The sequence below is a fragment of the Providencia huaxiensis genome (assembly GCF_002843235.3).
Classification (GTDB): Bacteria; Pseudomonadota; Gammaproteobacteria; order Enterobacterales; family Enterobacteriaceae; genus Providencia; species Providencia huaxiensis.
Map to the genome: position 1 here is coordinate 4,042,290 of NZ_CP031123.2, position 22,414 is coordinate 4,064,703.

Consider the following 22,414-nt stretch of genomic DNA (forward strand, 5'->3'; position numbering starts at 1 on the left):
TTATCTTCCTTTAAACTGTGGTTCACGTTTATTTAAAAAAGCATTAACCCCTTCGCGATAATCTTCACTTCTCCCGCCAAGGCGCTGTAAGTCACGCTCAAGGTTGAGTTGCTCATCAAGAGTATTAGTTGCTGCGGCATAAATGGCCTTTTTGATAAGCCCTAAGCCATAAGTAGGTTGGGTTGCAAGGTGTTGTGCAAGCTGTTGAGCGGTATTAATGAGTTCTTCATTTTCAGTCACCTGCCAAATCATTCCCCACTGTAATGCTTGTTCTGCACTTATTTTGTCGCCTAATAACGCCATCCCCATTGCTCGTGCATGGCCTGCTAACTGAGGTAAAAACCAGCTCCCCCCTGAGTCAGGAACCAAGCCAAGGCGGCAAAAAGATTGAATAAAATTGGCACTTTTTGCTGCGATAACAATATCGCCCACGAGTGCAATGGCAGCGCCTGCACCTGCGGCAACACCATTGACCGCGCAAATAATCGGTTTCGGTAGTGCGGTTAGGCGACGGATCAAGGGGTTATAGTAAGTTTCAACAGAAAAACCGAGATCAGGAACTTCACTCCCCACGCTCACATTGCGATCATTTAGATCTTGTCCGGCACAAAATCCACGGCCTGCGCCAGTGATCACTAAACAGCGTACGGTTTCATCGCGTTCTGCTATTTTGATCGCTTCACTGAGCTGGCGATGCATTTCATCATTAAAGCTATTCAATCTATCAGGGCGATTGAGAGTGACGGTGAGAACCCCATTTTCTAACGTAGTGAGGATCATTGCTTCATTGGTCATGATTATTGTCCTGTAAATTGAGGTTTTCGTTTTTCGAAGAATGCCTCGATCCCTTCACGTCGATCGTTCGTCCCCGCTAAAGTCACAAAGTATTGGCGCTCAAGTTGTAACCCTTCGGTAAGGTGGTTTTCTTGAGAATGCACCAGTGAGGCTTTTGCGGCTTGTACGGCTAAAGGCGCATGCATCGCGATGCGCTCTGCCAGTTTTTGGGCGCGTTCTAGCACTAATTTATCCACACAAATTTCGCTGATTAACCCTGCTTGCAACGCATGTTTTGCACTGATCGGTTCACCCGTTAGTACCATTTGCATGGCGAGGGATTTGCCCACCGCACGGATTAAACGCTGTGTTCCTCCCGCGCCTGGCATTAAACCCAGAGTAATTTCGGGTAACCCGAAGCGAGCTGATTCACCGGCAATAATGATGTCGCTGGCGAGTAATAATTCAAAACCTGCCCCTAGAGCATAACCATTCGCAGCACTAATAATGGGCTTTGATATCATCGATAACCTGCGCCAAACTTGGGGACGTTTATCGGTGATCGCGTTAGCAACGGTTTGTTGCTGTAGTTCTTTAAGGTCGGCACCGGCCGCGAAAAAACGCGGATTGCCGGTGATCACGATCGCCCCGATCTCATCATTTATTTGTGCTTGTTCGAGGTGCTGAACCAGCAACTCTAAACAGGCGGTGCTCAGGGCATTACGCACTTCTGGACGGTTTAACGTGAGAGTCAAAACTCGGTTATGTTGTTGTGATAAAATCCAATGGTTTTCCATTACAGCTCCTACACGTCAAAGTCTAGAACAACACCATCGCCTTTTGGCCACGCTTGGCAGCTAAGGATGTACCCCGCAGCGATTTGGTCAGGCTCAAGGCTGTAATTGACCCCCATTTCCACTTCACCAGAGCGCAATTTACATTTGCAGGTTGCGCAAACGCCCCCTTTACAGGCGTAGGGTAAATCCGCGCCTTGGCGCAGTGCGGCATCCAAAATACTGTCATCTTGACTATCCATGGCAATGTCCATGGTTCTGCCATCAAGGTGAATACTGACTTGGCGTGTTTCGCTAGTCATGGCGGTTGCGGGTTTGAATTTGGTGCCTGAAGTGTTGAAACGCTCGGTGTGAACATATTCCTTTGGCATGCCATAGCCGACTAAAGTGTCATGCACTTCATCCATCATGCTGTCAGGCCCACAAATGAACGCTCGGTTAAATTGTTTAAAATTCAATAAGGTTTTGCCTAATGCACTGAGCTGCTGTTGGCTAATTCTGCCACTGAGTAGTTCGCTATCCTGTTGTTCTTGGCTAAATAAATAGAGAACTTGAAAGCGTGTAGAAAAACGGTTTTTCAGGTCTGCGATGCTTTCTTTAAACATCACAGAGCGGCTATTGCGGTTACCATAAATCAACACAAAACTGCTTTTTGGCTCAGTTTGTAATGTGGCTTTAATGATGGAGAGCAATGGTGTGATCCCAGAGCCTGCAGCAACGGCAAGGTAGTGTGCGTGGGTATCTGCCTCTGGCTGGTAACCAAATTGCCCTTGGGGAACCATGACATCAAGGCTATCGCCAACTTGTAGCTCTTGGTTAACGAAATTAGAGAAGCGCCCTTCGTAAATGGCTTTCACCCCAATTTTTAGTGTGTTTTCATCCGGTGAACTGCAAATGGAATAACAGCGACGTAGGTTTTCGCCATTAATAGAGGCCTTCAGTGTGAGATGTTGCCCTGGGCGGTAATGATATTGCTCTCGTAATGCATCTGGTACGTTAAAAGTAATGGCGACAGCTTCAGGGGTGTCACGCTCAATGGCAGCAATACTTAAACGATGAAATACAGTCATATGGGTGCCCCTAAATACATTTAAAGTAATCAAACGGTTCTAAGCATTCAGTGCATCGATACAATGCCTTACATGCAGTGGAACCAAATTCACTAATTTTTTCGGTCTGCTCGCTGTCACAACGTGGGCAACGAACCGCACCTTTGTGTTCTGGGTGCTCGCAGGACGTACCTTGTGGTGGTGCGATACCGAATTCACGCAAGCGCCTTTTCGCATCTTGATTCATCCAATCTGTTGTCCAAGCTGGGGTTAACAGAATTTCGATGTCGATGTTTGGAAAACCGGCATTACCTAGAACAGTTTTGATTTCATTGATTAAAAATTCAGTTGCTGGGCAACCTGAGTAGGTAGGTGTAAAAATAACTTTCCAACCCTGAGCTGCAGGTAGCACATTGCGGATCATGCCGAGATCAGTAATAGAGAGTGCGGGTAGCTCAGGATCGGGTATTTGGTGAAGCTGTTGCCAGATCTGGTGAACCTGGGGCGATTGAAGCTCGCGATATTGCAGTCTCTGTTCCATAACATCACCACTGGCTGTTCGGGTAAGCGCGTTGCACAAACTGCAATTGCGTTAATAACAAGCCCAAGTGTTCTGTATGGCTGCCTTGCTTGCCGCCTAAGCGATACGCGTTTTTCTCCGGTATAGTGAGGGTCGCTTCAGTGAATGTTTCGTTAATGGTGTTAACCCATGCGGCTTGTAAAGTGCGCGGGTCAACGGCGATATCTGCTTCGCTGAGTGTGATTTCAACGTCATCAGCATGGAAAAGTTCGCCAGTGAAACGCCATAGCTCATTGACTGAACGTTGGATCCGTTGATGGCTTTCTTCACTGCCATCCCCTAAACGGATCATCCAACCACGGCTAAAACGCAAGTGATAAACGGCTTCTTTGAGGGATTTCTCTGCAATGGCTGACAGTTGTTCATCACGGCTATGAATTAGCGCTTCATATAATGGAACATGATAAGCATCCATAAAAAATTGGCGCACTAGAGTGTCATCAAAGCCATTGTTGGGTTGCTCAACCAGTAATAAATTGCTGAACTCTCGTTCATCGCGCAAAAAGGCAAGGGTGTCTTCATCACACCCAGCCCCTTTTAATTGCGCGGCATAGCTTAAAAAGTTACGCGCTTGCCCTAGCAAATCTAAGCCGATATTCGATAGCGCTAGGTCAATTTCGAGCTCAGGGGCATGGCCGCACCACTCGCACAGGCGCTGCGCTAAAACTAAGGGGGTATCGCCAAGGCGTAATGTGTAATGGTGGAGCTGTTCTTGTTGGTTCATGGCAAGCTCCTTACATATTTTTGATGCCATCAGGGATGGTATAGAAAGTTGGGTGACGATAGACCTTGGTGTCCGCAGGGTCGAAGAACGTACTTTTGTCTTCGGGCTGTGAGGCAATTAAATGTGCGGCCTTCACCACCCAAATTGAGCAGCCTTCACTACGTCTTGTATACGCATCGCGTGCATTTTCCAGTGCCATTTGGTCATCAGCAGCATGTAAACTGCCAACATGGCGATGCGCAAGCCCTTGCTTACTACGGACAAAAACTTCATATAAAGGCCAATCTTGATTGCTCATGGTGTTTTCCTTTTCGTAAAATGGTCAGTGATTAAGCCGCAGTTTTAACGGATTTTTGTTTACGGCTATGTGCCATTGCACCTTCACGTACCCATGCGCCGTCTTCCCATCCTTTGCGCTTAGCGCTAAGGCGTTCGTGATTACAAATGCCATTGCCTTTAATCACCTGATAAAACTCTTCCCAATCGATTTCACCAAAGCGGTAATGACCAAGTTCTTCATCCCAAACCAGATCCGGGTCAGGGATCGTCATACCTAACGCTTCCACTTGCGGAACAGTGTTATCAACAAACTTTTGTCGTAGCTCATCATTACTGAAACGCTTGATTTTCCAAGCCATGCTTTGAGCGCTGTGCGGGGAGTCAGAATCATTGGGGCCGAACATCGTGAGGACGGGCCACCAAAAGCGGTTTATCGCATCTTGCAGCATCGCTTTTTGTTCATCGGTGCCTTCTGCGAGTGCCATAACAGCTTCATAACCTTGGCGTTGGTGAAAACTTTCTTCTTTACAGATTTTCACCATCGCTCGTGCATAAGGGCCATAAGAGGCACGGCACAGTGCTACTTGGTTCACAATTGCCGCACCATCGACTAACCAGCCAATTACGCCAATATCTGCCCAACTTAACGTGGGGTAATTGAAGATGGAGGAGTATTTCATTTTTTCATCAAGTAACTTTTGGTAGATATCTTGACGAGAGCAACCAAGGGTTTCGGCAGCGCTATATAGATATAAACCGTGGCCTGCTTCATCTTGAATTTTGGCCAGTAAAATCGCTTTCCGACGGAGTGTCGGGGCGCGTGTCAGCCAATTTGCTTCTGGCAGCATGCCGACGACTTCTGAATGGGCATGTTGGCCAATTTGGCGGATAAGGTTCTGCCGATACGCATCGGGCATCCAATCCTTGGGCTCGATGGAAATATCGGCTTCGATTTTGGCTTCGAAGTTAGCCTGATTTTGCTCGCTCATTGATTTTTCCATTAAGTGATTCGGTTATGTTTTATTTTGTATGAATAATGAATCATATATATTTAACATCAATGCTAGAAACTGTTAACAAAAAGATCAATGTTTATTAACCCTGTTTTGCGAGTGGCTTCACAATCAATAAATTAAACTAAAATAAAAACAATTAGTTAATATTATTTATTTTTATGTGGTTTTGATGGAAATAAGCATTTAAGACAAAATTGTTCTTAATTTGTTAAATTTAAATTAGCTTCTATGCTTATTTTTATGATACATATTTGTCATCTAATTTGATTTTGTGTTTTTATTTCTGGAGAGGAATATGCAGCATTTAACAAGTTACATTATGGGTAAATGGGTACAAGGTGAGGGCGCAGGGCGAAAAATTCACCATGCACTAACGAATGAAACCTTATATACGGTGACGACTGAAGGGTTGCCGTTAGCAGAAAGCTTACAGTATGGCCGCCAAGTGGGAGGCGAAATATTGTCAGCGATGACATTCCAGCAACGCGGGCAGATGCTTAAGGCACTCGCAAAATATCTACTGGAACATAAAGCGCAGTTATATGCGATTTCGGCTCAAACTGGCGCAACCAAAGCGGATAGCTGGGTAGATATCGAAGGGGGAATTGCCACACTGTTTTCTTATTCGGGTCTCGCTAACCGTGAGCTACCAGATGACACGATTTGGCCAGAAGAAGAAATGATCCCGTTATCGAAACAAGGGCAATTTATTGGCCATCATATTTTAACGTCTCGCCGTGGCGTTGCCCTGCACATTAATGCATTTAACTTCCCTTGTTGGGGAATGTTAGAGAAACTGGCGCCAACATGGCTTGCTGGCATGCCAGCCATCATCAAACCTGCAACCGCCTCAGCACAGTTAACACAGGCGATGGTGAAGTTAATGGTTGATAGCGGCTTGGTACCTGATGGCGCAATTCAACTGGTTTGCGGTGGTGTTGGCGATATGTTTGAACACCTTGATTTTGAAGATGTGGTGACTTTTACAGGGTCCGCTAGTACAGGGCAAAAGCTGAAATCGCATCCACGTATTATTGCCAAATCAGTGCCTTTTACAATGGAAGCGGATTCACTGAACTGTGCAATTTTAGGCGATGACGTTCAGCCAGAGCAGCCTGAATTTGCTTTATTTATTAAAGAAGTCGCTCGTGAGATGACCGCGAAAGCAGGCCAGAAGTGTACCGCGATCCGCCGCGTTATCGTGCCCAAAAATCAGCTCGAAAATGTGAAGCAGGCATTATTGAAACGCTTATCCGCTACAACAGTGGGTGACCCTGCGGTTGAAGGGGTCAGAATGGGGGCATTGATTAACTTAGAACAGCGCCAAGACGTACAAGAGAAAGTAAATTATTTACGTGATCATGGCTGTGATGTCTTATGTGGTGGGCAATTCGAAAAGCTGGATGTGATTGGTGCAGATAGCCAACATGGGGCTTTTTATCCACCAACGTTGTTGTATTGTGCAGAGCCTTTTAAATCTACAGCAGTACATGAAATCGAGGCTTTTGGTCCAGTCGCCACGTTAATGAGCTATGAGAATATCGAACAGGCGGTGCAATTGGCGATTTTAGGTGGAGGGAGCCTTGCGGGGACGTTAGTCACTGCTGATGCACAAGTCGCGCAAACGGTCATTCGTGCGAGTGCGCGAGCTCATGGGCGGATGCTAATTTTAAATGAAGCATCAGCCGTGGAGTCCACTGGCCACGGTTCACCGCTTCCGCTACTGGTACACGGTGGCCCAGGGCGTGCGGGTGGTGGTGAAGAGCTAGGTGGCTTGCGAGCAGTCAAACACTATATGCAGCGTACTGCCATCCAAGGTAGCTCTTCGATGCTAACGGCAATTACCAAGCAATGGCTCCGCGGGGCAGATACCATCGCTGATGTGGTCCATCCATTCCGTAAACATTTTGAAGATTTAGTGATTGGCGACACGTTACTGACCGCAAGGCGTACCGTTACAGAGGCCGATATTGCTAATTTTGCCTGTCTCAGCGGTGATAATTTTTATGTTCATGTTGATAAAATTGGCGCAGCACAGTCGCTATTTGGTGAACGGATTGCGCACGGCTATTTTGTCGTTTCCGCCGCCGCAGGGTTATTTGTCGATGCTGGTGTTGGGCCCGTGATCGCCAATTATGGCATGGAAAGCTTGCGTTTCATTGAACCTGTAAAAATCGGAGACACCATACAAGTTCGCCTAACGTGCAAGAAAAAGATCAAGAAAACGCAGAAACTTGCTGAAGACAAACCTAATGGCGTTGTTGAATGGGATGTGCAAGTGTTTAATCAGGACGATACCGTTGTGGCGTTGTACAGTATTTTAACGCTGGTGGAGCGTCGTGTAGGGGATTTTCACTAGTCATTATACGGTATGAATTAATTGTCGAGCTAATAGGTGCTTTTTCAATCATTTTCTGTTGTGATGAGGAAATCACCAACTGAATGTAAGGAAACAAAGATGAAAACGCACCACCAAGCGGTTTATCAACAATTTGATGAGCAAGCCAACTCGTATTTAACCAGCCAAGTTCATGCACAAGGTGAAGACTTACTTGTTTTGCAACAATTGCTACAAGGTTGTCAGGACGAGGACGTGCTAGACCTTGGCTGTGGAGCAGGGCATGCCAGCTTCCATGCAGCGCCGTTGGTGAAGTCAGTGACGGCTTATGATTTGTCGGACTCAATGCTCAATGTTGTGGCTAAAAATGCACAAGAACGTAAGTTAAATAATATCACCACCTGCAAAGGGACTGCGGAGTCTCTACCGTTTGATGACAATGGTTTTGACCGAGTGATTAGCCGCTACTCTGCACACCATTGGCACGATGTGGAACAAGCACTGCGTGAGGTGCGCCGAGTGCTCAAACCGGGTGGAAAAGGTATCTTTATTGATGTGGTATCACCAGGGCATCCATTATTGGATATTTACTTACAAACTGTCGAAGTGCTTCGGGATACTTCACATATTCGTGATTATTCCGCTGGGGAATGGTCAGGCATGTTTAATAATGCAGGGTTATTTGTTCAGCGGGTACAAAGTTTCCGTTTAGCGCTGGAATTTACCAGTTGGGTCGAACGGATGCGTACACCACAGGCACTCGTTGAAGCTATCCGCCACTACCAAGGAACATTAAGTGATGAGGTAAAAAGCCACTTTGCCGTACAAGCAGATGGCTCATTTACCTCAGATGTGATGTTGTTTGAATTTCAGTGCCAATAGCTATTTATTGAACTGAAAATTATTGTACTAAAAATTATTGCACTAAAAACTGCGCTTGGTTCAATTGGCTAAGCGCCTTATTGACTGCAAAAATTTCACCACGTACCTCAGGGACACCGAAAGATTTCAGGCGTGCGCTGTGTTTTTGTAGATATGCTTTGGCATCGGCTTCAGAGGTAAACAGATAAACGCCCCCGGCTTTTTGAGTTTGTTGGTTTTCTGTCCAAATTTTCCACACAAAACCAGGTTCTTGGTTGATTGAATTGGCTAATTCATCCATTGCCGCGGTCATTTCTGCACCCCAAGGCCCTTGATACGGGAAATCAACTTGTAAAATAACGCTCATATCTGCTCCTTATGATTGAAGCGCTATAATAATTCTTAAAGCAAATAATAACTTTGCTATTTATCGTATTTTAAACGATTTATTGCTTCAAACTATTACGCTTACCTGCTTCAAATGCCGCCAAAGTGGCGAGACGGGCTTGTTTATGGTCAACAATTGGTTCTGGATAATTAATCGGTGTACTGCTGAGCACCGCCCATTCATGGGGTGTATGAATATACTTATCGGGAACTTGCTGTAATTCGGGCAACCAATGGCGAATAAAAGCCCCTTGTGCATCAAACTTTTGCCCTTGAGTGGTTGGGTTAAAGATACGAAACCAAGGAGAAGCGTCAACACCAGTCGAGGCAGACCACTGCCACCCACCGTTATTTGCGGCTAAACTGCCATCAAGCAGTTGGCTCATAAAGTATTTTTCACCTTTTCGCCAATCAATCAGTAAGTCTTTGACTAAAAAGCTGGCGACAATCATACGTAGGCGGTTATGCATCCAACCTGTTGTATTTAGTTGGCGCATAGCGGCATCCACTATTGGGTAACCCGTTTGTCCCGTTTTCCATGCTGCAAAATCGGTTGAAGAATCATTCCAGTGAATATGTTGTGTCCATTGAATAAATGGCTGATGGCGACATAGGCGTGGGAATGCCACTAAAAGATGCGAATAAAATTCACGCCAAATTAACTCATTTAACCACGTGAATGCCCCGCTATCTGGGTAATCCAACACTTGGGGATTTTCTGCTTGTAATCGGTTGAAGCATTGGCGAGGGGACAGCACCCCCACCGCGAGGTAAGGTGATAATTGGCTGGTACCATCAATAGAAGGAATATCTCTATCGTTTTTATAACCGACGACTTTCTGGGAACAAAACTGCCTGAGTCGCGTTAAAGCAGATTTTTCACCAGCAGGAAATTGTGACGAGTCTTCAATGGGCTGATGCGGAAATAACGGTGAAGCCTTATCAATGTTGATGGCGACCGCTCGTTTTTCTGGGGCACGCAGTGAACGACAATCTGTCACGGTAAGTTGGGTGATGAAAGCTCGGCGAAAAGGGGTATAGACTTGATACATCTCCCCTTTTTGGGTAGTTACGGAGCCGGGGGGCAGTAATAAATAGTCATCGAAAGCATGGATATGCAACTCATGAGGTTGATTGATTAACCACTCGTCCCGTTGTTTTTCGTTCCATTCATATTGTCGATTAAAAAACAGGGCATCAGCCTGTTGCGCCTTTGCGTAATCGAGTACCCATTGCGCTGCGTCGGCAAAATTAGCCACAGTTTGACAAACCAGTGGAATACCAAGCTCAGCAAGTGAATTCTGCAGTTCAACAAGGTTCTGGTGAATGAATGAAATTTGCCGTTCAGCCATATCATGTTGTTGCCACTGCTCTGGTGTTGCCGTATAGAGAGCAATAACCTTAGCTTGAGGATCCACACACGCAGAGGAAAGCGCTTTGTTATCAGTGACCCGTAAATCATTACGAAACCACATAAGATGACAAACTTGTTTGGCTGCCACCGCCTCCCTCCTTGGTTGAAGTTTTTGTTGGAATCAAAACAAAGGGCCGTTTACCGGCCCTTTCATGTTTAATCTAATTTAGGATGCTGATTGATTAAGGATTGGCGTTTTTTCTCAAGCTCAGCAATTTGTTGGTCAATATCTTCAACTTTCTGCTCAATATTGTCAAAGTGCTCGCTAAGAATTTCTTTTGCCTCGGCTTTATCTGATGCCGCAGGTGTTGCACCACGCAATGGTTTATTCGCTGTTTCTGGCATTCTAATACCCGTATATAAACCAATTAAAGCAATCACGATTAAGTAATAAGCTGGCATATATAAGTCAGTGGTTGATTCGACCAACCATGCCGCAACAGTCGGTGTCGCACCGGCAATTAATACTGAAATGTTAAAGGCAATCGCTAACGCACTGTAACGAATATGTGTCGGGAAAATCGCGGGTAAAATGGAAGCCATAACCCCTGTAAAACAGTTCAACAACACCGCTAAAATTAATAAACCTAGGAAAATTAAGCCAACAGAACCACTGTTGATTAACATAAATGCAGGGTATGCCAATAAAATCAGACCGACACTACCGGTAATAACAAATGGGCGGCGACCAATTTTATCACTGGTTAAACCGATAATTGGTTGAACAAATAACATACCAATCATAATTGCAATAATAATTAGCACACCATGGTCAGTAGAATAATTCAGGTTGTGTGATAAGTAACTTGGCATGTAGGTCAGCAACATATAGTAAGTCACGTTGGTTGCGATAACCAAGCCAACACAAATCATCAAGCTTTTCCAATACTTAGTCGCCACTTCACGTACTGAGATTTTTGGTGGATTTTGAATATTGGCTTTATCTTGTTTTTCTAACGATTCAACATGTTGTTGGAACGCAGGAGTTTCTTCCAGTGAATGACGTAGATATAACCCGATGATCCCTAACGGTAATGCTAAGAAGAACGGAATTCTCCAGCCCCAATCATGGAAGTTGGCTTCTCCAACAATGCTCGATATCAGGACAACGACACCCGCACCTAAAACGAAACCAGCGATAGAGCCAAAATCTAACCAACTGCCCATAAAACCACGTTTACGGTCTGGTGAGTATTCTGCAACGAAGATTGCAGCACCAGAATATTCGCCGCCTACCGAGAAACCTTGAGCTAACTTAGCAATTAATAACAGAATTGGCGCCCAGATACCGATGCTCTCATAGGATGGGATCAAACCAATACAGAAGGTACTGATTGCCATAATGATAATTGTCATCGAAAGGACTTTTTGACGGCCGTACTTATCACCTAAGATACCGAAAACGACCCCACCTAATGGCCTAACTAAGAAAGGCACGGAGAACGTGGCTAATGCGGCAATCATCTGGACGCTCGGTGATGCGTCTGGAAAGAAAACCTGACCTAGAACATAGGCTAAAAAACCGTATACCCCAAAATCAAACCATTCCATCGCATTACCCAGCGAAGCCGCGGTAATTGCTTTTTTGAGTTTACCGTCATCAATAATAGTAATATCACTAATATTTAACGGTTTTTCTTTTTTCTTCTTGAATCTCATGAAACCATCCTCTTATTTTAATTTCAATAATCGAAACAACAGCACTTAAGATATGGGTTTTCATACATCGGAAAATATAAAACCTTATTATTTAGAATAGACGTTGTTTTCGCAATAGATAAGTTTTTAGTGTTTTTATGTAGCGCTGAAATAACAGGCTAAAGCAGGTATGTAATGGGTAGAGAAATGAGAGTACTTGTGTTGTAAATACAGCAAGAAAACCACCTTGAATTAATAAATACACATTCAATACTACATTAATATCGGATAAATGTAAAATGAAGGTGTTTTATACCAATTCATTTTTCTTTGCAGGGTTTTGTGTTGGTGGCTAGACGATTGAGCCGAATATTCGAAAAAATAGAATTTGGATAATAAATGGGCTGAAAATAAATTGTTTTAAATCAATTCAATACCATTTCATTTGGCAAGTTTCAGTCTGTCATAAATATATAAGGCTAGCGATTTAATATTGTTGAAATAATGGCGCTGTTGCGATGAATAATATATGAAGATAATCTAATCCTTTTCTGATGCTCTCATTGTATTTAAGTTGTTAATAACTCGCCTGTTTATTTATCTTGTTGCTATCCTCTTCTTTTGATAATAACGGTGGATTATGCTGTTCTGTCTTATATTTAATTTGATGAGTAGGAATGAAGAATTTACTTAGTTACAATCAATTTATTGTCAATATTGAGTTTGATATAAGCGAGTATGGCAAGATTCTATTTTGAATGTTGCTATACATCTAAAAAGGTCCCTTTCATATTTTGAACTGCAAGATATCAAGGGTACCACATCCGACTTAAAAGAGTGCCATTATGAAAAAACAGAGTGTTGCATCCTATATTGCAAAAGTACTTGATAATGCAGGTGTTAAACGTATTTGGGGCGTTACAGGAGACTCGTTGAATGGCTTAACCGACAGCTTGCGTCGTCAAGGCGCTATTGAGTGGCTAGGTACTCGCCATGAGGAAGTTGCTGCTTTTGCTGCGGGTTCAGAAGCTCAGTTAACCGGCAATTTAGCCGTCTGTGCGGGCTCTTGTGGGCCAGGAAATATGCACCTTATAAATGGGTTGTATGATTGCCACCGTAATCGAGTGCCCGTATTAGCGATCGCAGCTCATATTCCATCCAGTGAAATTGGTAGTAACTATTTCCAAGAAACCCACCCAACTGAATTATTTCGCGAGTGCAGCCATTATTGTGAAATGGTCTCTAACCCAGAGCAAATTCCACAAGTTCTTGGCATCGCTATGCGTAAAGCGATCCTGAATAAAGGGGTATCCGTTGTTGTGATACCGGGTGATATTGCGCTAAAAGATGCGCCAGAGTCAGCGAAAGAAACGTGGTATCAGCCACAAGCTCCACTGATTATGCCTCAGCGAAGTGAAATCGAAAAACTTGCTGAACTGCTGAATCAGTCTAAGAATATCACGTTATTCTGTGGTAATGGCTGCGCAGGTGCCCATGATGAAGTGGTTAAGCTAGCAGAAACACTAAAAGCACCGGTAGTACACGCGTTACGTGGTAAAGAACATATTGAATGGGATAACCCATACAGCGTTGGAATGACAGGTTTAATAGGTTTTTCATCAGGTTACCACGCAATGATGAATGCAGATACGGTCGTTTTACTCGGGACACAATTTCCATACCGTCCTTTCTACCCAAGTGAAGCTAAAATCATTCAGGTTGATATTAATGCGGGCAGCTTGGGCTCCCATTGCCATATTGATATGGGGTTGATTGGAGATATCAAAGCGACATTGGATGCATTACAGCCACACCTAGAGACGAAACAAGAGACAAAACACCTCGACGGTGCTTTAAAACATTATTCAGAGGCTAGAAAAGGGTTAGATGATCTTGCTAAACCGGGTCATGAAGGGTTAATACATCCACAGTATCTTGCAACAAAAATTAGTGAATTAGCTGCTGATGACGCGATTTTCACTTGTGACGTGGGAACCCCGACAGTGTGGGCTGCGCGTTATTTGAAAATGAACGGTAAGCGCCGTTTAATTGGCTCTTTTAACCATGGGTCAATGGCAAACGCGATGCCACAAGCTATTGGTGCACAAGCCGTTGATAAAAAACGTCAAGTGGTTGCAATGTGTGGCGATGGTGGCTTCAGTATGTTAATGGGCGATTTTATCTCTCTTTCTCAAATGCAATTACCAGTAAAAATCATCATTCATAACAATGGTGTGCTTGGCTTTGTTGCCATGGAAATGAAAGTTGCCGGTTTCTTGACAGCAGGAACGGATTTACATAACCCTAACTTTGCAGCGATTGCGAATGCGGCGGGTATCAAAGGGATCCGTGTTGAAAAAAGTGAAGACCTAGACGGCGCATTAAAAGAAGCGTTTGCCCATGATGGGCCGGTGGTCGTTGATGTCTTGACCGCCAAACAAGAGCTGTCTATGCCGCCAGAAATTGCAGCGCAAGAAGCGAAAGGCTTTAGCCTGTATATGTTAAAAGCGATTATGAGTGGTCGTGGTGATGAAGTCGTTCAATTAGTGAAAACGAACTGGCTACGTTAAATCGATATTGCGTATAGCTGGAAAGCCCACTTCTCAATGTGAAGTGGGCTTTTTTTGATTAATCAATACCCTGCGGCTGATTGGCTACGCCATAAATGAGCGGCAACCAGCGCACGCCATGGGGAGAATTGCGCTAACCATTTTTCTGTTTCTTTGGCGTTGGGTTGTTCTGGTTTATCGAGCAATGTTTGCAAATTACGCCTTACCGCAACATCTCCATGTAAAGAGCCATCTAAGTAGTTGAATCCTCTGAGTAAAGCATAGCTCACAGTCCAAGGGCCAATTCCTTTGATTTTTAATAATTGTTCAGTTATTTGATTCGCATTGGAGTGAGTGACATGCTGTGATAAATCAATTTGTTGATTTTCGATGGCTTCACAAAGGGCTCTGAGGGCGGTAATTTTCCCCTTCGAAAAACCCGTTTGGCGTAGCGTTTCGTCATCAACTGATTTGACCTGTGGTGTATCGGGAAAACACCAAATACCCGAAGTGTGCTGGATCCCCACGGCTTGGATGAATCGTCGACGAATGGCAATAGCTGCGTGAACACTGATTTGTTGGCCAATAATAGCCCAAACTAATGCTTCAAATGCACTGGCAGATTGATAAATTCGTAATCCTCTTTGTTTTTCAATGAGCTGGCCCAGTGTTGGGTTTTCACAGTAGTATTTTTCGAACTCATCAATATTCTGTTTCAAGCCAAGTACATGCTGTGCCAACGTTAACAGGTCTTGTTCATTGACAATGACAGATGGGGGATCAATTTCTAATGAAATTATTGCTTGTTGTTTTTTTAGCTCTAATGTCATTTTTGTGGCATGTTGTTGCCATATTATGCCTTTGTGTAATGTATTTTCTTCCACTATTTCCGCAACATTGTGTTGATCTCTTAAATGAAAGGCAAAAAAATCACCATAGAGGTAATTGGTAGGGAGTGGTAACTGTGCGGTAAATATTTGCATAATGATGGCCTTGTCAGATTGTTCTTTATTAGCAATATAATTGTGAATTAGCGCATTTAGTTACTCATTTTTTGTTGAGTAGGTATGCTATCTTATATAGGGTTATTTATTTTGTATTGATATTATTTGTCTGTTTAATAAGGATAATAAGGAAGTGTAAATGAAAACTGAAGGTCACAGTTCATCTCATGGCACTTCGGTACCATCACCACAACCAAGGAAAGAATTAAAAGGTATTGGTGGATGGCTTATTTTACCCATGTTAGGGATAATATTGTCCTTGATTATTTTGCCTTTTTCGATTTATGGGCAAAATGCTCAAGTGATTGAATATTGGGTTGAATTAACAGATCCACAATCAAGTTCATTTATTCCATTATTTAAAGAGCTAATTTACTTTGAAGTTTTAGGTAACGTTATTTTATACGCTACCTTACTTTTCCTCAGTTATGTCTTTTTTACAACGAAAAAGCTCACAATTAAAATTTATATTTTTTTCCAGATCTTTTCTTTAGTTTTGACGGTTACGGATATTATACTCGCAAGTATTTTATTGGATTTAGAGGTCGAAGCCTCCGATATCAAAGATATTTTTCGGGCTCTAATTGCTTGTGCCATTTGGATACCATATTTTTTAGTTTCAAAGCGTGTTAAAAATACCTTTGTAAATTAATAAATAAAATTTTGCGGTTTACTTATTGGGTAGGTAAATGATGATTAAATGCAAACGAGTTTATGACCCTGTTGACGATAACGACGGTTATCGCGTGCTTATTGATAGACTGTGGCCAAGAGGAATAAAAAAAACAGATTTACAACACGACGCTTGGAATAAAGACGTTGCACCTTCCAATGAGCTACGAAAATGGTTTCATCAGAACACCGATCAGTTTGCACAATTTATCGAGCGATATCAGCAGGAACTTAATAACACAACAGCTTGGCAGGTATTGGTTCCACAAGCAAAGCAAGGTGACTTAACACTGTTATACAGTGCTAAAAATACAGAACATAATCAAGCAATTGTACTCAAGGCATTTCTTGAAGAAAAAATGCAAAGTAAATAGTAAATAGTGAATAGTAAATAAAGGTTATTTGAATGGATATTCAGCAATCAGCCACGCAAACAGAGCCCGCAATAATATCACCAGTGGCTCACCCGGTAGTTAAAAAGCTGTTACAGGGGATCAGTGGATGGTTAATTTTACCGGTTATTGGTCTGTTTTATATGCTGTACAAAACCGTCATGATGTTATTGCAAGAAATTTCACAAGTACAAACAGCATGGCCATTGGCAACTCATGCAGATTCTGATTTTTATATTCCAGGCTTTGCGACAGGTTTTTACCTCTTACAAATAGGTTATGGTGTTCTAATTGCCCTATTTCTTTGGACATTTATCGCTGCGGTTAAATGGAAAAAACAGGCGAAGTGGCTGTTTATCACCACCATGGTGTTATTTACGTTAATGGTATTGGTTGCTCGTTTTATATTCCCATATATATTTGGCTTGGAAATCAATCACTCAAATATTATTACCGCTATAAATGGCAGCTTTTATTGCGTGTTATGGATCCCCTACTTTTTAGCTTCTCATCGCGTCAAAAATACATTTATCCATTAAAGTATACGGCCACTCCTATTTTGGCAGTGGCCTAACGTATGGTTATTTATCAGAAAGATTTAGCGTATGGGTTATATTGCAGTTTGCAATAAAGGCTTCATCGTGAGAAACCAGCAAGAGTGTTCCTTGGTAATCCTGCAATAGCGCTTCAAGTAGTTGTTTTGAATCCAAGTCTAAATGGTTATCCGGTTCATCGAGTAATAAAATAGCGGGTGGGCTCGGGCTATGTGTGAGCGCCAATAGTGTTGCTTTTAGTTGCTCCCCACCACTGAGCTGCTGTAGTGGCAGTAATGATTTATCTCCTCGTATTCGTAACATACCTAATTGCGTGCGCCACTGTTCTACTGTAAACAAGGGTTGGTATTGATGAAGGGCTTCAGCAACAGGTAATGTTTTATCGAGTAAGTTGAGGTGTTGGTCTAAATAGCAAAAATCCCCACTGAGGCGGCACTCTCCTGAATCTGATGGCAACAGGCCAGCAAGAACCTTAAGTAGGGTTGATTTACCACAACCATTACGCCCTTGAATATGCCAATGCTCTCCACTGTATATGGTGAATGAAAGTGGTGACGAATAACCATAAGGCAAACGCAAATCAGAAGCAAAAATGGTGACTTTATTACCTTCATTTTGATAGTTAATTGTCATTTTTTGTGGCTTGATGTGGCGGACTTTCTCTTGGTTTTCCTGTTGTTGATTTTGTAGGTTATCCATAACCCGTTGGTGCCGCTCTGCGACGTTTGATTGCCTTTTCTCTGCCCGGTTTTTTTGCATATCAAGCAGTAATAAGGATTGCGACCCACCATCGCGAATTTTCTCTCCCTGTTTCTTGCGTTGGGCGGCTTTTTGTAATGTGGCTTGTTGCTGTTTTTTCTCTTGATGAATACGTTTTTCTAAGCGCTCACTTTGTGCATCGATTGCAGCGATTTCCGCGGTTTTTTGGGTATCGTATAACGCATAATTCCCCCCATACTCGTGTAACCCTTTTTCCGTTAATTCAAAAATAGCATCCATTTCGCCTAACAGGGTTCTGTTGTGAGAAATAACGAGACAACCAGCTCGGTGCTCTGTGAGTTTCTGGCTGAGCCATTGCCGACTTTGTGTATCTAAATGGTTATCCGGTTCATCAAGTAGCAAAAAGTGGTCTTGATGAAGAAATGCACGGCAAAGGGCTAGGCGAGTACGTTCACCACCACTTAAATGGGCAATGGGGGCTTCCATTGAGATAGAGAGTCCTGCAGAGTCCAATAAACTTTGCCATTGGGAAGGTAAATGCCATTTATCTTCTGTGAGCTCAAAATCTGCCAAAGAACCATTTCCTGCCTCAATGCGTAAGAATGCGTGATAAAGCTCAGATATACCTAAAGCATCGACAAGCGTTTCTCCCGCTAGTCGCGTTAATTGCTCGACATAGATAAAGGGGCGGTTCCAATGTACATTTCCTTGCGTAGGGGATAATTGGCTAGCAAGAATACGCATCAAGACGGATTTTCCTTTGCCATTATGGCCAATTAGGGCATTTTTTTGGCATGACAACGTCCCACTTAGCGGTGAAAAAAGAGCGGTTTGGTTAAATTCAATATTGAGCTGTGAAAAGTGACAAGCAATCGTCATATGCACCTCCAAAATAATGAGGACAGACAACGTCGTTGACTTATCAAGAAGCGTCGATGAAAGCGGTTGCCTGCCAGGAACAGAAAAATGAATACCAAAAGGGTATTGGAAAATATTTTCTGGCAGTGCTTAGTTCATCGTGAGGCGTACCTGCGAAGTTGGGTGAGAGATAAATTCGCATACATTATAAACAGGTCAAATTGATTTGTGCAACTTATCGTGATTGGGTTTTTTCTGAAAGTCGTACTAATGATTTAAAAATAGAAAAAACGATTTAAAAATAGAAAAAGCCAGTCAACAATTGCGACCGGCTTTTTCCATTAACAACGAGATTTTATAACAACGAGATTTTTACGATTATGCAGAGGTATTCTCTGACAACCCATTTTTTGCTAACCAATGAGCAATGCGCTGTTTTTCTTCTTCATTCAGCCACATACCCAATTTAGTGCGACGCCAAATAGCATCATCCAACTCTGTTACCCACTCATGTTTGACTAAGTAACGTAATTCCGCTTCATAGACATTCGCAGAGAATGCTTCACCAAGGTCACTGAGTGAATTCGCGCCTTCAAGGATCAATTTACTGTTGCTACCGTAAGTTCTAGCAAAACGTAGCGCTAAGCCTTCAGGAAGCCATTGATAATGTTGACGTAATACACGTGCATAACCATCACGGTCACAACCTTCGATATCACCACCCGGTAACTGGCCATTTTTAGTCCATGGACTACCTGCATTTGGATAGTAAGTGGCTAATTTATTTACGGCAGCTTCCGCTAACTTACGATAAGTTGTTAATTTACCACCAAATACCGACAACAATGGTGCTTGGCCTTGCTCATCGTGAATATCCAATGTGTAATCACGAGTAATAGCTTGTGGTGAGTCTGACTCATCGTCGCACAGTGGGCGAACACCTGAGTAGTCCCAAACAATATCACTCACGGTTAACTGTTTTTTGAAGTGGTCGTTATACACTTTCAGTAAATAGTTAACTTCGTTCTCATCAATTTTGACGTCTTTCGGGTCACCTTTATATTCTACGTCAGTGGTGCCGATGATAGAAAATTCATCCATCCACGGGATAACAAATACAATACGGTTATCTTCATTTTGTAAGATATACGCTTGTGGTTCATCATGTGCACGTGGAACGACAATGTGGCTACCTTTGATCAGGCGAATACCGTAAGGTGATTTTAATTTCAGGCCATCATCAAAGAACTCTTTTACCCAAGGCCCAGTGGCATTAACCAGCCCTTTCGCTTTCCATGTATGGGTTTCACCCGTACGTAAGTCTTGAGCTTCAACAACCCATAAGCCATTTTCACGGTAAGCGCGAGTCACTTTTGTGCGAGTGCGAACTTCACCATTTTTACGTACCACTTCTTGAGCGTTTAACACAACTAAACGCGCATCATCAACCCAACAGTCAGAATATTCAAAACCTTTCGTTAATTCAGGTTTGAGTACGGAATTTTGGTTGAATTTCAAACCTTTACTGCTTGGTAAGCTCACACGTTTGCCTAAATGGTCATATAAGAACAGGCCAATACGGATCATCCAAGCTGGACGTAAATGAGGCTGATGCGGTAAGCGGAAGCGCATTGGGAAGGCAATATGTGGCGCTAATCGTAATAGCACTTCACGTTCAGCCAATGCTTCGCTCACTAATCTAAATTCATAATGTTCTAAGTAACGTAAGCCACCATGAATGAGTTTAGAACTCGCAGATGAAGTGGCACTTGCTAAGTCTTGAGCTTCGAGCAGTAATACCGATAATCCACGACCTGCAGCATCTGCTGCAATTCCAGCGCCGTTGATCCCGCCGCCGATGACAATCAAGTCTTTAGTTTCCATGCATCCCCCTGAGATGTTCGAAACACTTTCAATAATGTTCGTTTTCGCTCATTTGATTGTAGTCAAAATAGATAGTGATGCCAACTATTATTAATGAAAAAAATAACAACTGCGTGATATTGGTAACAATTTTTTTTCAATACCCACACATAAAATATTGTTATTCACAATGGAAAAAAGAGAATTTCGCGCGAAAAAGAAAAAATGATGGTAAGGCTGAGGGTTAAAATAGGGGGGTAGCAAGAAGCATGATGGCAGTGAGGACTACCATCATGAGAATAACTATTTGATTAACAAAGCTCTAATTGAACATTATGTTGCTCAATGACTTTGAGAATACTATCTGGTGGCTGTTTGTCAGTAAATAAGTAGTCAATCAGGTTCATATTGCCCAAGTTAACCATCGCGTTACGACCAAATTTAGAATGGTCGGTGACAAGCATGACACAGCGTGAGTTTTCAATAATTGCGCGTTTGGTACGAACTTCGTGGTAATCGAACTCAAGTAATGAGCCATCCATATCAATACCACTGATACCTAAAATGCCGTAATCTAATCTAAATTGGGAAATAAAATCGAGGGTCGCTTCACCGACAATACCGCCATCCCGTGAGCGTACTTCACCACCGGCTAAAATGAGGCGAAAGTCTTCTTTTGGCATCAGCAACGTGGCGACGTTGAGGTTATTGGTCACCACACGTAGGTTTTTGTGATTAACCAATGCATGGGCAACGGCTTCGGGTGTGGTACCAATGTCTATAAACAGTGTTGCACCATCAGGGATCTGGCTTGCAACATGTTGTGCGATACGCGCTTTTTCATCTGACCACATGATTTTACGGTCATTATAGGCCGCATTTACAGAACTTGAAGGCAGTGCTGCGCCACCGTGGTGCCGCTGAATTTTATTTTGTTCAGCGAGATCATTGAGGTCTCGACGGATTGTTTGAGGGCTAACCTCAAAGTGTTCGACGAGTTCTTCAGTACTGACATATCCCTGAAGACGCACAAGCTCAACTATTGCATCATGTCTCTGGGTTTGTTTCACAGCGTTAGCCTCTAATTATTAAAATGTTTTATCTGGAGCTCTGGTGTTTAAAACTGTGTCTATTATCCCATACTCCCATTAATAAGCCGATAATTAACCCTGAAGTATGTGCGGCATTGGCGATATGCATGCCTAAAACATCGAAGTAACCGAAAAAAAGCCAGATAATGGAGAAAATCATTAACCCTCGAGGAACGCTAACGCCACTTTCTGGCCGACGTTCACCCGTTAACCACACATAGCTGACAAGGGCATAGACGACACCGGATAAGCCGCCAAAGTTGTTTTCACTAAATAGCGATTGCCCCCAGTTACTAAATAGCGCAGAGACCAGTAAGATAGTGAATAACTTGCCCGTCCCGAGTTTTCGCTCAACTTGCCCAGCGAGAAACCACCATAGTGCAAGATTGAAACCAATGTGTGATAGCGAAAAGTGCACCAATGCAGGACTAAACCAACGCCAAAGTTCCGTTTGTTGGTCGCCAATAGGCCATGCCAAATAACGTAGAACTTCTCGAGCATCGGTCATTTCTACCCAAAGATATACAACAATCGACAATAAAATAACAGCGATAGTTAAAGGGCCAGATTGCTCTTTAAGATAACCCCAAGTTAGATAATTGCGATATTGAAATTGAGTATCTGCGCTTCCTGTGTGCCAACTGGCTTCTAAGTAGCGAGGGTGATTTGGGTCTTGTAGAAAAATATCTAATTCTTTTTGGACTTGAGGTTGAAGCTGCTCATCTTCTAGCCAAAGCTCAAAGACGGCTTGTTCTTGTGATGGCTTTATTTTTAGGTGAATATTTTTGCTCGCCATATAGTCAACAAAAGCTTGCGCCATTCTGGGATTAGCAAAGGAGGTGATGTGGATCATGAAT

21 protein-coding genes are annotated in these 22,414 nt (G+C 43.0%); 6 read left to right on the forward strand and 15 right to left on the reverse strand.

From position 1 onward, the window contains the following. The 7 genes from paaG to paaA are packed head-to-tail and all read right to left on the reverse strand — an operon-like array spanning window position 1 to window position 5,189. The gene (paaG, locus tag CYG50_RS20465; protein WP_102138793.1) at window positions 1-795 is read right to left on the reverse strand and encodes a 2-(1,2-epoxy-1,2-dihydrophenyl)acetyl-CoA isomerase PaaG; all 795 of its coding nucleotides are present in this window, start codon (window positions 793-795) and stop codon (window positions 1-3) included. Window positions 796-797: 2 nt separating this feature from the next. Continuing rightward, window positions 798-1,571, reverse strand: a complete 774-nt coding sequence (gene paaF, locus CYG50_RS20470) for a 2,3-dehydroadipyl-CoA hydratase PaaF (protein ID WP_102138794.1) — start codon at window positions 1,569-1,571, stop codon at window positions 798-800. A gap of 8 nt (window positions 1,572-1,579) precedes the next feature. Further along, window positions 1,580-2,638 (reverse strand): 1,2-phenylacetyl-CoA epoxidase subunit PaaE, encoded by a 1,059-nt coding sequence (paaE, locus tag CYG50_RS20475; RefSeq protein ID WP_102138795.1) that lies wholly within the window; start codon window positions 2,636-2,638, stop codon window positions 1,580-1,582. A 10-nt stretch (window positions 2,639-2,648) separates the two neighbouring features. Then, a complete protein-coding gene (paaD, locus tag CYG50_RS20480) occupies window positions 2,649-3,158 on the reverse strand; it encodes a 1,2-phenylacetyl-CoA epoxidase subunit PaaD (RefSeq protein ID WP_102138796.1) in 510 nt (169 codons plus the stop codon). Between the two features lie 4 nt (window positions 3,159-3,162). Next, complete coding sequence (paaC, locus tag CYG50_RS20485; protein ID WP_102138797.1) at window positions 3,163-3,921, reverse strand: 1,2-phenylacetyl-CoA epoxidase subunit PaaC; 759 nt, start codon at window positions 3,919-3,921, stop codon at window positions 3,163-3,165. Between the two features lie 10 nt (window positions 3,922-3,931). Continuing rightward, complete coding sequence (gene paaB, locus CYG50_RS20490) at window positions 3,932-4,219, reverse strand: 1,2-phenylacetyl-CoA epoxidase subunit PaaB (RefSeq protein ID WP_004262911.1); 288 nt, start codon at window positions 4,217-4,219, stop codon at window positions 3,932-3,934. 31 nt (window positions 4,220-4,250) lie between these two features. Further along, window positions 4,251-5,189 (reverse strand): 1,2-phenylacetyl-CoA epoxidase subunit PaaA, encoded by a 939-nt coding sequence (gene paaA, locus CYG50_RS20495; RefSeq protein ID WP_102138798.1) that lies wholly within the window; start codon window positions 5,187-5,189, stop codon window positions 4,251-4,253. A gap of 322 nt (window positions 5,190-5,511) precedes the next feature. Here paaA and paaZ point away from each other — a divergent pair, with 322 nt between their 5' ends. Further along, on the forward strand, window positions 5,512-7,575 hold the full coding sequence (paaZ, locus tag CYG50_RS20500) for a phenylacetic acid degradation bifunctional protein PaaZ (protein ID WP_102138799.1): 2,064 nt from the start codon (window positions 5,512-5,514) through the stop codon (window positions 7,573-7,575). 63 nt (window positions 7,576-7,638) lie between these two features. Beyond that, entirely contained in the window at window positions 7,639-8,436 is a 798-nt protein-coding gene (locus CYG50_RS20505) for a class I SAM-dependent methyltransferase (RefSeq protein ID WP_102138800.1), read from the forward strand. A 34-nt stretch (window positions 8,437-8,470) separates the two neighbouring features. Here CYG50_RS20505 and CYG50_RS20510 read toward each other — a convergent pair whose 3' ends face one another. The 3 genes from CYG50_RS20510 to proP all read right to left on the reverse strand — a co-directional run bounded on the left by CYG50_RS20510 (window position 8,471) and on the right by proP (window position 11,875). Continuing rightward, a complete protein-coding gene (locus tag CYG50_RS20510) occupies window positions 8,471-8,782 on the reverse strand; it encodes a monooxygenase (protein ID WP_102138801.1) in 312 nt (103 codons plus the stop codon). A gap of 79 nt (window positions 8,783-8,861) precedes the next feature. Then, window positions 8,862-10,277, reverse strand: a complete 1,416-nt coding sequence (gene phrB / locus CYG50_RS20515; protein ID WP_181490132.1) for a deoxyribodipyrimidine photo-lyase — start codon at window positions 10,275-10,277, stop codon at window positions 8,862-8,864. Between the two features lie 95 nt (window positions 10,278-10,372). After that, window positions 10,373-11,875 (reverse strand): glycine betaine/L-proline transporter ProP, encoded by a 1,503-nt coding sequence (gene proP / locus CYG50_RS20520; RefSeq protein ID WP_102138803.1) that lies wholly within the window; start codon window positions 11,873-11,875, stop codon window positions 10,373-10,375. Between the two features lie 824 nt (window positions 11,876-12,699). On the opposite strand from proP, the gene poxB reads away from it, so the two are divergent. Continuing rightward, a complete protein-coding gene (gene poxB / locus CYG50_RS20525; RefSeq protein ID WP_102138804.1) occupies window positions 12,700-14,424 on the forward strand; it encodes a ubiquinone-dependent pyruvate dehydrogenase in 1,725 nt (574 codons plus the stop codon). Window positions 14,425-14,486: 62 nt separating this feature from the next. Here poxB and CYG50_RS20530 read toward each other — a convergent pair whose 3' ends face one another. Next, window positions 14,487-15,386: a DNA-3-methyladenine glycosylase family protein gene (locus tag CYG50_RS20530; RefSeq protein ID WP_102138805.1), complete on the reverse strand. Its 900-nt coding sequence runs from the start codon at window positions 15,384-15,386 to the stop codon at window positions 14,487-14,489. A gap of 160 nt (window positions 15,387-15,546) precedes the next feature. On the opposite strand from CYG50_RS20530, the gene CYG50_RS20535 reads away from it, so the two are divergent. Genes CYG50_RS20535 through CYG50_RS20545 form a run of 3 tightly spaced genes read left to right on the forward strand, consistent with a single transcriptional unit; the run spans window position 15,547 to window position 17,010 of the window. Further along, complete coding sequence (locus CYG50_RS20535) at window positions 15,547-16,059, forward strand: DUF2569 domain-containing protein (protein WP_102138806.1); 513 nt, start codon at window positions 15,547-15,549, stop codon at window positions 16,057-16,059. A gap of 40 nt (window positions 16,060-16,099) precedes the next feature. Further along, window positions 16,100-16,453, forward strand: a complete 354-nt coding sequence (locus CYG50_RS20540; RefSeq protein ID WP_102138918.1) for a DUF488 domain-containing protein — start codon at window positions 16,100-16,102, stop codon at window positions 16,451-16,453. A gap of 32 nt (window positions 16,454-16,485) precedes the next feature. Continuing rightward, window positions 16,486-17,010 (forward strand): DUF2569 family protein, encoded by a 525-nt coding sequence (locus CYG50_RS20545; RefSeq protein WP_181490009.1) that lies wholly within the window; start codon window positions 16,486-16,488, stop codon window positions 17,008-17,010. A 42-nt stretch (window positions 17,011-17,052) separates the two neighbouring features. On the opposite strand, the gene CYG50_RS20550 is transcribed toward CYG50_RS20545, so the two are convergent. From CYG50_RS20550 to glpG, 4 genes are all read right to left on the reverse strand, one after another. Then, complete coding sequence (locus CYG50_RS20550) at window positions 17,053-18,624, reverse strand: ATP-binding cassette domain-containing protein (RefSeq protein WP_102138807.1); 1,572 nt, start codon at window positions 18,622-18,624, stop codon at window positions 17,053-17,055. Between the two features lie 357 nt (window positions 18,625-18,981). Further along, window positions 18,982-20,487: a glycerol-3-phosphate dehydrogenase gene (gene glpD / locus CYG50_RS20555; RefSeq protein ID WP_102138808.1), complete on the reverse strand. Its 1,506-nt coding sequence runs from the start codon at window positions 20,485-20,487 to the stop codon at window positions 18,982-18,984. A gap of 290 nt (window positions 20,488-20,777) precedes the next feature. After that, window positions 20,778-21,536 carry a DeoR/GlpR family transcriptional regulator gene (locus CYG50_RS20560; RefSeq protein WP_004262881.1) on the reverse strand — a complete coding sequence of 253 codons (759 nt, stop codon included), beginning with the start codon at window positions 21,534-21,536 and terminating at the stop codon, window positions 20,778-20,780. Window positions 21,537-21,564: 28 nt separating this feature from the next. Further along, window positions 21,565-22,410, reverse strand: coding sequence for a rhomboid family intramembrane serine protease GlpG (glpG, locus tag CYG50_RS20565; RefSeq protein ID WP_102138809.1), 846 nt, complete (start codon window positions 22,408-22,410; stop codon window positions 21,565-21,567). Window positions 22,411-22,414 lie beyond the last annotated feature (4 nt).